At 68.4% G+C, this 12139-nt stretch carries 12 protein-coding genes; 7 read left to right on the top strand and 5 right to left on the bottom strand.

Annotated features, from left to right (window positions below; genetic code table 11):
* From ABDV68_RS14955 to ABDV68_RS14935, 5 genes are all read left to right on the top strand, one after another.
* Window positions 1-2579, top strand: a 2579-nt coding sequence (locus tag ABDV68_RS14955) for an Rne/Rng family ribonuclease (RefSeq protein ID WP_343520895.1), incomplete at its 5' end; no start/stop codon positions are given.
* A 140-nt stretch (window positions 2580-2719) separates the two neighbouring features.
* Window positions 2720-4078 (top strand): M48 family metalloprotease, encoded by a 1359-nt coding sequence (locus ABDV68_RS14950; RefSeq protein WP_343520893.1) that lies wholly within the window; start codon window positions 2720-2722, stop codon window positions 4076-4078.
* Entirely contained in the window at window positions 4075-4827 is a 753-nt protein-coding gene (locus ABDV68_RS14945) for a DsbA family protein (RefSeq protein ID WP_343520892.1), read from the top strand. Before ABDV68_RS14950 ends, ABDV68_RS14945 begins: the two co-directional genes overlap by 4 nt.
* Window positions 4828-4948: 121 nt before the next feature.
* Entirely contained in the window at window positions 4949-5890 is a 942-nt protein-coding gene (locus tag ABDV68_RS14940) for an ABC transporter ATP-binding protein (RefSeq protein ID WP_343520891.1), read from the top strand.
* Window positions 5887-6657: an ABC transporter permease gene (locus ABDV68_RS14935; RefSeq protein ID WP_343520890.1), complete on the top strand. Its 771-nt coding sequence runs from the start codon at window positions 5887-5889 to the stop codon at window positions 6655-6657. Before ABDV68_RS14940 ends, ABDV68_RS14935 begins: the two co-directional genes overlap by 4 nt.
* A gap of 149 nt (window positions 6658-6806) precedes the next feature.
* On the opposite strand, the gene ABDV68_RS14930 is transcribed toward ABDV68_RS14935, so the two are convergent.
* From ABDV68_RS14930 to glpX, 3 genes are read right to left on the bottom strand one after another with little or no spacing between them, the layout of a single operon-like run.
* Window positions 6807-8678 carry a CocE/NonD family hydrolase gene (locus ABDV68_RS14930; RefSeq protein WP_343520889.1) on the bottom strand — a complete coding sequence of 624 codons (1872 nt, stop codon included), beginning with the start codon at window positions 8676-8678 and terminating at the stop codon, window positions 6807-6809.
* 49 nt (window positions 8679-8727) lie between these two features.
* A complete protein-coding gene (locus ABDV68_RS14925; RefSeq protein WP_343520888.1) occupies window positions 8728-9438 on the bottom strand; it encodes a CPBP family intramembrane glutamic endopeptidase in 711 nt (236 codons plus the stop codon).
* Window positions 9439-9496: 58 nt separating this feature from the next.
* Window positions 9497-10465, bottom strand: coding sequence for a class II fructose-bisphosphatase (gene glpX, locus ABDV68_RS14920; RefSeq protein WP_343520887.1), 969 nt, complete (start codon window positions 10463-10465; stop codon window positions 9497-9499).
* A gap of 166 nt (window positions 10466-10631) precedes the next feature.
* Here glpX and ABDV68_RS14915 point away from each other — a divergent pair, with 166 nt between their 5' ends.
* Both ABDV68_RS14915 and ABDV68_RS14910 read left to right on the top strand, forming a co-directional pair.
* Complete coding sequence (locus tag ABDV68_RS14915; RefSeq protein WP_343520886.1) at window positions 10632-10958, top strand: hypothetical protein; 327 nt, start codon at window positions 10632-10634, stop codon at window positions 10956-10958.
* A gap of 55 nt (window positions 10959-11013) precedes the next feature.
* On the top strand, window positions 11014-11364 hold the full coding sequence (locus ABDV68_RS14910; RefSeq protein WP_343520885.1) for a hypothetical protein: 351 nt from the start codon (window positions 11014-11016) through the stop codon (window positions 11362-11364).
* Here ABDV68_RS14910 and ABDV68_RS14905 read toward each other — a convergent pair whose 3' ends face one another.
* Together ABDV68_RS14905 and ABDV68_RS14900 are read right to left on the bottom strand one after the other, a co-directional pair.
* On the bottom strand, window positions 11365-11868 hold the full coding sequence (locus ABDV68_RS14905) for a nuclear transport factor 2 family protein (protein ID WP_343520884.1): 504 nt from the start codon (window positions 11866-11868) through the stop codon (window positions 11365-11367).
* Between the two features lie 40 nt (window positions 11869-11908).
* Window positions 11909-12139: ACT domain-containing protein (locus ABDV68_RS14900; RefSeq protein ID WP_343520882.1), on the bottom strand; the 231-nt coding region annotated here is incomplete at its 5' end.

The following is a 12139-nucleotide window of genomic DNA, read 5'->3' as shown; positions in this document are numbered from 1 at the left end:
AGTTTGATTTCGAGTCCGCCGAGCGCAAGCAGCTCAAGGGCAATATCTATCTGGCCAAGGTAACCCGCGTGGAGCCCTCGCTCCAGGCGGCATTCGTCGAGTATGGCGGCAACCGCCACGGCTTCCTGGCCTTCAGCGAAATCCATCCCGACTATTACCAGATTCCGAAGGAAGACCGCGACGCGCTGTTGCGCGAAGAGGCCGAGCATGCCGCCGAGGAAGCGGCGTTGCGTGAAGAGGCCGACGACGATCATGACGACGAGCATGACGATCACGACGGCGCCGAGGACAGCGACGTCGAGGTCGTCGAGCGTCCGGCCGACGAGGATGAGGAAGCCTCGGAAGGTGAAGAGGGCGCCGCTGCGAATGGCGGCCGTCGCCGCCGTGGCCGCAAGGGCAGCGACGATCAGGTCGAGGCGCTGCGCCAGCGCCGCATGAACCTGCGCCGCCGTTACAAGATCCAGGACGTGATCCGCCGCCGCCAGGTGCTGCTGGTCCAGGTCGTCAAGGAAGAGCGCGGCAACAAGGGCGCGGCGCTGACCACCTATCTCAGCCTCGCCGGCCGCTATTGCGTGCTGATGCCCAACACCGCGCATGGCGGCGGCATCTCGCGCAAGATCAGCTCGGCGGCCGACCGCAAGCGCCTCAAGTCGATCATGTCGGACCTCAAGCTGCCGCCGACGATGGGCTGCATCGTCCGCACCGCCGGGCTCCAGCGCACCAAGACCGAGATCAAGCGCGACTTCGACTATCTCGCGCGCCTCTGGGACGAGATCCGCGAAAAGACGCTGAGCTCGTCCGCGCCGGCGCTGATCTATGGCGACAGCGACCTGATGAAGCGCGCGATCCGCGACATCTACAATCGCGACATCGAGGAAGTGATCGTCGAGGGCGAGGACGGCTACCGCCACGCCAAGGAGTTCATGAAGCTCCTGATGCCGAGCCACGCCAAGAAGGTGAAGCATTACAGCGACCCCGTGCCGCTGTTCCAGCGCGCGCATGTCGAGGACCAGCTGTCGGCGATGTACCACCCCGTGGTGCAGCTCAAGTCGGGCGGATATCTCGTGATCAACCCGACCGAGGCGCTGGTGTCGATCGACATCAACTCGGGCCGCTCGACGCGCGAGCACAATATCGAGCAGACTGCGACCGCGACCAACCTCGAGGCGACGCAGGAGATCGCCCGCCAGCTGCGCCTGCGCGACATGGCCGGGCTCGTCGTCATCGACTTCATCGACATGGACCACGGATCGAACGTCCGGAAGGTCGAGAAGGCGATGAAGGAAGCGCTCAAGAACGACCGTGCGCGCATTCAGGTCGGCCGCATCAGCGCCTTCGGCCTGATGGAGATGAGCCGCCAGCGGCTGCGCACCGGCGTGCTCGAGGCGTCGACTCGCCAGTGCCCGCATTGCGAGGGCACCGGCTTGGTCCGCACCGCCTCGTCGGCCGGCCTGTCCGCGCTGCGCCTGATCGAGGACGAGGCGGCGCGGGGCCGCGGTTCGCTGCTCACCTTGCGTTGCAGCCAGGAAGCGGCCTTCTACGTGCTCAACAAGAAGCGCGCCGACATCGCCGAGATCGAGGACCGCTACGGCGTGACGGTCGAGATCCTGTCCGACGGCGAGCTCGAGGGCGCGCGCATGTCGGTCGAGGCCTCGGGTCCGCCGCCGGCGCACGCCCCCAAGTTCGCGCCGGTGATCGAGGAGATCGAAGAGGATATCGCCGACGAGATCGACGATGAGGAAGAGGGCGAGGAGGAAGTCGAGGCCCGCGAGCCGCGTGAGCGCCGCGAGCGCAGCGACCGGGGCGAGGGTGAGGGCGAGGGCCGCAAGCGCCGCCGCCGCCGCCGTGGCCGCCGGGGCCGCCGCGACGAAGAGGGCGGCGAGCAGCGTCCGGCCGACGAAGCTGGCGACGAGAGCGATGCCGATACGGACGGCGAGCCGGTCGAGGGCGGCGTCGAAGCCGAGACGGCGGCTGCCGACGAGACCGGCGAGCAGCGCAAGCGCCGCCGCCGCGGCCGTCGCGGTGGACGCCGCGGTGGTGCGGACGAGGCCGAGGCCGCGGCGGACGCCGCGGAAACGCTCTCCGGCGAGGAGTCCGCTGCGGAAATCGAGGAAGCGACCGCCGAGGCGGGTATCGCCGCCGAGCCGCAGCCGGTCGAGGACGTTCCGGCCAAGCCCAAGCGCTCGCGCCGCAAGAAGGCCGATGCCGACGTCGCGGAGACGCCGGTCGCCGCGCTCGACGTTGCGACCGAGGAGGCCGGCATCGCCGCCGAGCCCCAGCCCGAGGTCGAGGCGTCGGCCAAGCCCAAGCGGACCCGCCGTAAGAAGACTGACGCAGACGCGGTCCAGCCCGAGGCGGAAGCGCCGGTGGCCGAAGCTGCGCCTGAGCCCGAAGCGGAAGCGCCGGCCAAGCCCAAGCGCCGCAGCCGTGCCAAGCCCGCGGCCGAGCCGGTGGCGCAGGACCTCGAGCCCGCAGCGAACGCCGAAGCCGCAGCCGCAGCCGCCGAAGCGGATCCCGAGGGCGACGCCGGCGACGGCACGCCGCGCCGCGGCTGGTGGCAGCGCACCTTCGGTGCGTGATCCCGGACGGGGATCGATGCGAGACGGCGGGGATGGCGTGCCATTCCCGCCGCTCACTCCCCGTTCATGCGCCCCGCTCCATCGCGTCGCGGGGGCTCGGGCCGCAACCGGCCGTTGATCGCAGGGGATAATCCGCCATGATGCCCGCCATGAAGCGGCTCGTTTCGATCCTCGCGCTGGTGCTGTTGATCGGCGTCGTCAATCCCGCCCTCGCCCAGTCGATCCTGCGCGATGCGGAGAGCGAGGCGCTCCTCGCCGACATGTCGCGCGACCTGATCAAGGCCGCCAATCTCCAGCCGAACAATGTCCGCATCGTCCTGATCAACGATCCCTCGATCAACGCCTTCGTCGCGGGCGGGCAGGCGGTCTATATCCATTCCGGCCTGATCGACGCCGCGAGCAGCGCCAATGAGGTCCAGGGCGTGATCGCGCACGAGCTCGGCCACGTCACCGGCGGCCACGCCCCGCTCAGCGACCGCATGGCCAAGGGCGCGACCGGCATCACCCTGCTCAGCCTGCTGCTCGGCGCCGCGGCGATGGCCGCCGGCTCGGCCGATGCCGGCATGGGGCTGATGCAGCTCGGCCAGCGCGCCGCGCTCGGCAATTATCTCGCCTTCAGCCGCGCGCAGGAAGCCACCACCGACGCGGCCGGGGTCAAGTATCTCTCCGGCGCCGGGATCAGCGGCCGCGGCATGCTCGACTTCTTCAAGAAGCTCCAGCAGCAGGAATATCGCTGGGGCCTCAAGCGCGGCGGCGAGCAGAGCTACGTGATGAGCCACCCGATGTCGGGCGACCGCATCGCCACGCTCACCGCCGACCTCCAGGCCGATCCCGCGTGGAGCAGGCCGAGCAACGCGTCGATCGAGGAGCGGTTCAAGCGCATGCAGGCGAAGCTGCGCGGCTATGTCGCCGAGCCGCAGGACACGCTGCGCCGCTATCCCGACACCGACACCAGCGTCCCGGCCCGCTACGCGCGCGCTTACGCCTATCACAAGTCGGGCTACCCGCAGCAGGCCGCGGCCGAAGCGGCGGCGCTGGTCAAGGCCGAGCCGAACAACCCTTATTTCCTCGAACTCGAAGGCCAGATCCTGCTCGAATCGGGCAAGCCCAGGGAAGCGATCGCGCCGCTGCGCGCGGCGACCACCAGCACCAACTACCAGCCGCTGATCGCCACCACCTTCGGCCACGCGCTGATCGCGACCGAGGACCCGGCGAACCTCGCCGAGGCCGAGAAGGTGCTGCGCCAGTCGGTGGTACGCGACCAGGAGAATCCCTTCGCCTGGTACCAGCTCGGCATGGTCTATGAACGCAAGGGCGACACCGCGCGCGCCGCGCTGGCGACGGCGGAGCGGTCGAGCATGATCGGCGACATGGGCCGCGCGGTGGCGAGCGGGCAGGCGGCGATGGCCGGGCTGCCCCAGGGCTCGCCCGACTGGATCCGCGCGCAGGATATCGTCATGGCCGCGCAGGGCATGCTCCAGGACAGGAAGAGACGGTGATCGAGTCCCTCGCCAAGAATCCGCTGGCGCTCGCCGGCCTTGTGGCGCTGTCCGCCGCGCTCGGCGGCGGGGTGGTGCTCGGCGTCCAGGCGCTCGCCCCGGCACATGTCGCGGACACCGACAAGGCGCGGATCGGCCAGGTCGTGCGGGACTATGTGCTCGCCAACCCCGAGATCCTGCCCGAGGCGATGAAGCGCCTGCAGGAACGCGAGACCGGCCAGGCGGTGGCGGGGAGCCGTACCGCGATCGTCGAGCCCTATGCCGGCGCGTGGGAAGGCAACGCCAAGGGCGACGTCACCGTCGCGGTCTATATGGACTATGCCTGCGGCTATTGCCGCGCCAGCCTGCCGATGATCGCTCGGCTCGTGGCCGAGGATGCGAACGTCCGCATCGTCTATCGCGAGCTGCCGGTGCTGAGCGAGGTCAGCCGCACCGCCGCGCGCTGGGGGCTGGCGGCGGCCGAGCAGGGCAAGTTCAAGCCGTTCCACACCGCGCTCTATTCGGGCGGGCAATTGAGCGAAGCGTCGATCGCCGCCGCCGCCGCATCGGCCGGGCTTGACCAGGCCAAGGCCCAGGCCGCGCTGACCACGCCCAAGGTCGAGGCCGAGATCACCCGCAACTTCGACGTCGCGCGCAAGCTCGGTGCCTCCGGCACGCCGTTCTGGGTGATCGGCGATCGCGTGATCTCCGGCATGGTGCCGTATGAGACGCTCAAGGACGCCGTCGGCGCGGCGCGCAAGAAGGGCTGAGCTCCGTCCCGAGCGTGGACCGGCGCGATCGACCAACAGCCGCCGAACGAATAATGAACGTTGCGGGTTGCGAACCCCGCATCCGTCCCTACATCGCGCGCTCAAAATCAAGGGGGACTTCGTGGAGCCGATCCTCTCCGTACGTGGCGTCAGCAAGACCTATGCCTCCGGGCAGAAGGCGCTGGGGTCGGTCGATCTCGACATCAGCAAGGGCGAGATATTCGCCCTGCTCGGGCCCAATGGCGCGGGCAAGACCACGCTGATCAGCATCATCTGCGGCATCGTCACGCCGAGTTCGGGGACGATCACCGTCGACGGCCACGACGCGATCGCCGAGCCGCGCGCGGCGCGGATGAAGATCGGGCTGGTGCCCCAGGAGCTGTCGGTCGACATGTTCGAGACGGTGCAGGCGACCACGCGCTACAGCCGCCGCCTGTTCGGCCGCACCGGGCATGACGACTATATCGACCAGGTGCTCAAGGACCTGTCGCTCTACGACAAGCGCCACAGCAAGGTGATGGAGCTGTCGGGCGGGATGAAGCGCCGCGTGCTGATCGCCAAGGCGCTGGCGCACGAGCCCGAAATCCTGTTCCTCGACGAGCCCACCGCCGGCGTCGACGTGTCGTTGCGCCGCGACATGTGGAAGCTGATCGGCAGCCTCCGCGAGCGCGGCACCACGATCATCCTCACCACCCATTATATCGAGGAGGCCGAGGAGATGGCCGACCGGGTGGGCGTGATCAACAAGGGCGAGCTGCTGCTGGTCGAGCAGAAGGCCGAGCTGATGAAGAAGCTCGGCAAGCGCGAGATGGACATCGCGCTGGTCGAGCCGATGGCGGCGATCCCGGCCGAGCTCGACGAATGGCACCTCGCGCTCGAAGACGAGGGCACGCGGCTGCGCTACACCTTCGACGCCCAGGCCGAGCGCACCGGCATCCCCTCGCTGCTGCGCAAGCTCGCCGACCTCGGCATCGCGTTCAAGGACCTCGACACCTCCAAGTCGAGCCTCGAGGACATCTTCGTCGACCTTGTCGAGCGCCGGGACGAGGAGAAGGCGGCATGAAGGGCTTCAACCATCACGGCGTCTGGGCGATCTATCGCTTCGAGATGGCCCGCGCGCTGCGCACTCTGTGGCAGAGCCTTGTCACCCCCGTGATCACCACCGCGCTCTATTTCGTCGTTTTCGGCGGCGCGATCGGGTCGCGGATGCAGGAGCTCGACGGAGTCGCCTATGGCAGCTTCATCGTGCCCGGGCTGATCATGATGAACCTGCTCCAGCTGTCGATCTCCAACGCCTCGATCGGCATCTACTTCCCCAAATTCACCGGCACGGTCTACGAGCTGCTCTCGGCGCCGGTCTCGGCGATGGAGATGGTGATCGGCTATGTTGGCGCGGCGGCGACCAAGTCGATCGCGATCGGCCTCGTCATTCTGGTGACCGCGATGCTCTTCGTCGAGGTGCCGATCGCGCATCCCTTCATGATGCTGACGATGCTGGTGCTGACCGCGGTGACGTTCAGCATGCTCGGCTTCATCATCGGCATCTGGGCCAAGGGGTTCGAGCAGCTCTCGTTCGTGCCGGCACTGGTGGTGACCCCGCTGACCTTCCTCGGCGGCGCCTTCTACACGATCAACATGCTGCCCGAGCCGTGGCGCACGGTGAGCCTCGCCAATCCAGTGGTCTATCTGGTCAGCGGTTTTCGCTGGAGCTTCTTCGGCAAGGGCGACGTCTCGATCGCACTGAGCCTCGGCTTCACCGCGGCGTTCCTGCTGCTGTGCCTCGGGGTGATCGGCTGGATCTTCAAGACCGGCTGGCGGCTCAAGAACTAGGCCCTGCCGTTCGCTTTCCAATCCTCTCCCGCAAGGGGGAGGTGGCACGCGCAGCGTGACGGAGGGGGAGGACGCACGACGGCCCATGGTCTGGCATCCGCCCCCCTCCGTCAGCCTGCGGCTGACACCCCCTGGCGGGGAGGATTTGACTACCCCGCCACCGGCAGCGTGATCATCGACCCGGCGCACACCCGCTGCGTCGCCTTCACGAAGTCGCCCGGCTTGGCCTTGTAGATGTTCGGCACGAAGCTCTGCGGGTTGCGGTCGATCACCGGAAACCAGCTCGACTGGACCTGCACCATGATGCGGTGGCCCTTCCTGAAGACATGGTCGTGGTCGCGCAGCGGCACGTTCCACGCCACGACCTTGTTCGGCACCAGCGGCTTCGGCGCGGAAAAGCTCTCCAGCCAGCGCCCACGCCGTACCTCCATCGCGATCGGCAGCTGATAGCCGTTGAGCGTCTTGGGATAGTCGCCCAGCGCGCTCACCTTGGTCGTGGTGTCGTAATCGTCGGGCAGCACGTCGATCAGCTTGACCACCATGTCGCTGTCGGTGCCCGAGGTCGAGGCCTGCAGCGTCGCACTGATCGCGCCGCTCACCGTCAGGTCCTTGTCGAGCGGCGCACTGACATAGGTCAGCACATCCGGCCGCCCGTCGACGAAGCGCTGGTCCGCCGCCTCCCACCAGCGCCATTCCTGCGACGGATAGGTGACCGAGATCGGCCGCTCGCGATACGGCACCGGATTGGCCGGGTCCGACACATATTCGCGGCAGCCCTCGCCCGTCGGCGCGGCGAACGAGAGCGACCCGTCGGCATGGAGATAGAGGCTGGTCGCCTGGGTCCCCGCGGGCGGCCACTTCGCATAGTTCTTCCATTGCCAGGAGCCGCTCTGGAAGACCTTGGCCTCGCCGCGCGGCTGCGTGCCCTTGCCGTGCAGCCAATAGGCGAAGAACGGCGCCTCGATGTCGCGCATGAACTCGGTGCCGCTCGGCTTGCCGAAGTTCACGTAGCCGAGATTGTCGCCCGCGCTCTTCCAGCTGCCGTGGTTCCACGGCCCGGCGACGATCATGCTCAACCCCTTGGGATCGTCCTTCTCCATCCGCTCGTAGATCTTCCACCCGCCGAGCGGATCCTCCTGGTCCCAGAAACCGACCACGTGCAGCGTCGGCACGGTCGTCCGCCCCAGCCGCTCGGTCCACACCTGGCGCTTCCAGTGATCGTCATAGTCGGGATGCTCGATGATCTGGGTCAGCATCGGCACGCTGCCCTTGAAGTGGAGCCTGTCGAGATTCTCGACCGGGCCGAGCTTCAGGAGCCAGTCGTACATGTCGACCGGCGGCGGCCCGCCGGGATTGTAGTCGAAATCCTTGCCATCCTTGTTGTTCTGGAGGCCATAGGTCCAGTCGGTGAGGTAGGAGAGGCGGAAGGCGCCGTAGCGGTGGAGATCGTCGTTCATCCACCAGTCGTTCCACGCCGCTTGCGGACTAACGGCCTTCAGCGCCGGATGCGGCCGCGCCAGCGCCACCGCCGCGGCATAGCCGGGATAGGAGCCGCCGGTCATGCCGACCCGGCCATTGTTGTCGCGCACGTTCTTCACCAGCCAGTCGATCGTGTCATAAGCGTCGCTCGCCTCGTCGGGCGCGTTCGAGCCGGCGGGGGAAAGCGCCATCGACATCGCGAACACGCCCTCCGACTTGTAGCGCCCGCGCATGTTCTGGAAGACGAGGATATAGCCGTCGTCCATCAGATATTTCATCGACGCGGGCACCGTCTTCGGTGCCCCGCTCGGTACGCCATAGGGGGTGCGCTGAAGGATGATCGGCAGCTTGCCGGTCTTGCCCACGGGACGCAGGATCACCGTCTGCAGCTTGGTCCCGTCGCGCATCGGAATCATCACCTCCTGGAAGGTGAACGCCGCAGCCGCCGCGGCTTGTGGCGCCGCGGCCTGACGGGCCGGGGCAGGGGCGGTCAGCGCGGTCGCGGCGAGGACGGCAAGGACAAATGCGTTGCGGCGGTACATTACTCTCTCCCCGTTTGTGCAGGGACTAGAGGCGCGCCGCCGCTGGCTGTCAATCGCCCGCGCGGCGCAGCACCGCGGGCCGCAGCACCAGCCCGTTGAGGTTGAGAAGCGCATGGATCAGCATCGCGAACCACAGCTCGCCGGTGGCGAGGTAGAGCACGGCCAGCAGCGCTCCGGCGACGCCAGAAAACGCCATCCCGGTCCAGCCCTGGTAGCGGTGCGCCGCGGCGAACAGCAACGTCGCCAGCGCGAAGCCGAGCAGCGCGTCGCCGGTCACCAGCGCCGCGAACAGCGGCAGCGCGAGGCGGAAGAACAGCTCCTCGACGATCCCCGCGGCGACGCCCAGCGCCGCGGTCCAGCCGAATTCGCCGCCGCGCTGGGGCAAGATGCGCTCGATGTCGCCCGCGGTGAACGGCCGCTTGCCGCGCCGCACCTGCCAGCGCGAGATCGCGAGGCCGAGCACCGCGCCGCCGCCGAAGCCCACCAGCACGGCGATCTTGAGCGTGGCCATGTTCCCGCCGAACCCGGCGAAGTGCCGCGCCTTCGCCTCGAGCGCGGCGAATTCGGCGGGCAGCTGCCACAGCGTGTCGATCCGCCCGGCGAGCGCGAGCGCGAGCAGCGCGCTTCCCCCGAACGCCAGCGGCGCGCGGCGCATCCAGCGGCGATAGCGGGCGATCCGTCCCGCGCCTGGCGGCACCCCGCCGCCCCGGATGTACCAGGTATAGGCGGCGATCAGCCCCGCCAGCAGCGCCCAGTTCAACCGCGCGCCTCTTGATGTTGCGGCGGCGCCGTTTCAGCGTAGCTGAAAACCACGCCCATCAGCTGGTGCGGTGCTCGCCCTTGACCCAGCGCACCGTGCCCGAACTCGCGCGCATCACCACGCTCTCGGTGGTCATCTTGCCGGGCTTGCGCTTGACCCCGGCGAGCAGCGAGCCGTCGGTCACGCCGGTCGCGGCGAAGATGCAGTCGCCCTTGGCGAGCTCGGTCAGGTCGTACTGCTTGTCGAGATCGGTGATCCCCCAGCGGCGCGCGCGCGCGCGCTCGTCCTCGTTGCGGAACACCAGCCGGCCCTTGAACTGGCCGCCGACGCAACGCAGCGCGGCACAGGAGAGAACGCCCTCGGGCGCGCCGCCCTGACCCATATAGACGTCGATCGTGGTGTCGGGATCGGTGGTCGCGATCACCCCGGCGACGTCGCCGTCGCCGATCAACACCACGCCGCAGCCGATCTGGCGCAGCTCGGCGATCATCCTCTCGTGGCGCGGGCGGTCGAGCACGCAGGCGATGATCTCGGCGGGCTTGACGCCCTTGGCCGCGGCGATCGCCTCGATATTGGCGGTCGGCGACTTGTCGAGGTCGATCACGTTCGGCGGATAGCCCGGGCCGACCGCGATCTTGTCCATATAGACGTCGGGCGCGTTGAGCAGGTTGCCTTCCTCGGCGATCGCCAGCACCGCGAGGCTGTTGGGGCCGGCCTTGGCGCAGATCGTGGTGCCCTCGAGCGGATCGAGCGCGATGTCGATCTTGGGGCCCTTGCCCGGCGCGCTACCGACCTTCTCGCCGATGAACAGCATCGGCGCCTCGTCACGCTCCCCTTCGCCGATCACCACGGTGCCGTCCATGTAGAGCTCGTTGAGCGCAGCGCGCATCGCCTCCACGGCGGCGGCGTCGGCCGCCTTCTCGTCGCCGCGGCCGGTCAGCGTCGAGGCGGCGATCGCCGCTGCTTCGGTGACTCGCACCATCTCGAGCACAAGGACGCGGTCGAGCACCTTGCTGGCGGTCTGCATGATCGTGCGTAGCCCTCTCACTATTCGGTTCCGCTGCGCGATAGGAGGGCGCGAAGGGCTTGTCGATGGGGGCCAACGCTGTCATGCTTCAAAAGCCGGCAACGTCGCGAAACCAAAGTGAAATCGCGGCGTTCGGTGTGTGGCGGGGCTTCGAGGGGCGCGTGACATGCTGACCTTGCTCATTGCGTTGAGTGTCGCGAGCGAACCGCCCCGCGTGGTGACCTTGCCCAGGCGGCAAGTGCGTGTCGCCACGGTCCGCAAGCGTGCACCACGCAAGCCCGCCGCCCGGGCTCTCCCCCAGCCGGCGCAGCTCTGCGTGACCGGCAGCTGTGCGCCCGCGATCGAGACGAGCTACCGGCTGACCGGCTCGTCCGCCGTCGGCTGGAGCCCCAAGATGGATGTGGTCCGATCGACCGGTGTGCCGTGCGGCCTGCAAGGCGCGCCGGTCTGCCCCAAGAAAGGCCGCCGCTTTCTGCAGGCGAGCATCGACTGAGCGGTTCCCGCACGAACGCCATTATGCTAGCGCAACGACCGGGAGGGTTTCGCCCATGTCCGTGTTGCTTGTGATTGCCCTTGCGCTTCAGGCCGGCGGCGACGACGCCGCGATCCAGGCCTATCGCGAACAGACCCGGGCCGTGATCCCGTGCAAGACCACCGACGATCCGGACGAGGTCACGATCTGCGCGCTGCGCGACGCCGACAAGAAATATCGCGTCCCCTTCGTCACCGCGCGCGCCGTGGACAATGTGCCGTACCAGACCGATCGCGTGCTCGAGGACACGATGTTCCAGTGCGGCGTCAGCGGCCCGTTCCTCACGCAATGCAAGGGGATGGTCGGCGTGACGGTCAGCGCCGGGTTCGACGGCAAGATCGTGCGCAAGCGCGAGCTCGCGCCCTGATCAGCCCCTGGGCACGGTATCCCGGACCCAGAAATTGCCGCGCTGATGAGCGACCTCAAGCTTCATGCCGGTGACGCGCCACCCCTGCGGGGTGCGCGCGAAGTCGTGAGTATAGGTGCCCCACACCTCCCATAACGGCTCGCCATTGCCTGCCATCCGGTTCCACGCATAGCCGGCGGAGGTCATCCGCGCCCGATCGCCGTCGATCGTGACCATGTGGTTGGTGCGCATGTGGAAGCTGGTCTTGGCGGCAGCGAGGTTGGTCGACCACGCCTTGATCAGGTCGTCGGCCGCGATCTCCGCCGCCGGCTGGCCGGACAGCGACTGGAAGTCGACTTGGATGCGATCGGCGAAGAAGGCGCGCGCGCCGGGCCAGTCCTTGGCATCGACCGCTCGGTCGATGCCGTCGGCGATTCGGGTCAGCTCGGCGACGGTCGCCGCATTGTCGGCGGTGACCGGCGCGCTCTGGGCGAGCAGGACGAAGGCGAGGGTCGAGGGCAGCATGGCGGCTCCGCTGGGATCGCCCCAACCTAGCGCGCCCGCTTCATTCTCCCAAGATGTGCATCCACATCGGCTCGCCGGCGAGGCTGGGCGAGCCGCGCAGCTTCTCCAGCGCCTGGGCGACGCAGCGCTCCGGCCCCTCGTGCGTGACGATCGCGACGAGCACGCTGCCGTCCGGCATCGCGCCGCGCTGGATCAGCGATTCGATCGAGACGCCGGCGTCGCGCATCGCCGCGGCGATCTCGGCGAGCACGCCCACCTTGTCGGCGACGGT

Origin of the sequence: Sphingomonas sp. (genome assembly GCF_039595165.1) — a bacterium.
In the GTDB taxonomy this organism is placed as follows: domain Bacteria; phylum Pseudomonadota; class Alphaproteobacteria; order Sphingomonadales; family Sphingomonadaceae; genus Sphingomonas.
This window is presented reverse-complemented; position numbering and strand designations above follow the sequence as displayed.

What these genes read in the sequence shown, in the direction of transcription:
- ABDV68_RS14935 (WP_343520890.1), top strand. Translation starts at nt 5,887, where the DNA reads ATGAAGGGCTTCAACCATCACGGCGTCTGGGCGATCTATCGCTTCGAG.
- ABDV68_RS14930 (WP_343520889.1), bottom strand. Translation starts at nt 8,678, where the DNA reads ATGTACCGCCGCAACGCATTTGTCCTTGCCGTCCTCGCCGCGACCGCG.
- ABDV68_RS14905 (WP_343520884.1), bottom strand. Translation starts at nt 11,868, where the DNA reads ATGCTGCCCTCGACCCTCGCCTTCGTCCTGCTCGCCCAGAGCGCGCCG.
- ABDV68_RS14915 (WP_343520886.1), top strand. Translation starts at nt 10,632, where the DNA reads ATGCTGACCTTGCTCATTGCGTTGAGTGTCGCGAGCGAACCGCCCCGC.
- ABDV68_RS14950 (WP_343520893.1), top strand. Translation starts at nt 2,720, where the DNA reads ATGCCCGCCATGAAGCGGCTCGTTTCGATCCTCGCGCTGGTGCTGTTG.
- ABDV68_RS14910 (WP_343520885.1), top strand. Translation starts at nt 11,014, where the DNA reads ATGTCCGTGTTGCTTGTGATTGCCCTTGCGCTTCAGGCCGGCGGCGAC.
- glpX (WP_343520887.1), bottom strand. Translation starts at nt 10,465, where the DNA reads ATGCAGACCGCCAGCAAGGTGCTCGACCGCGTCCTTGTGCTCGAGATG.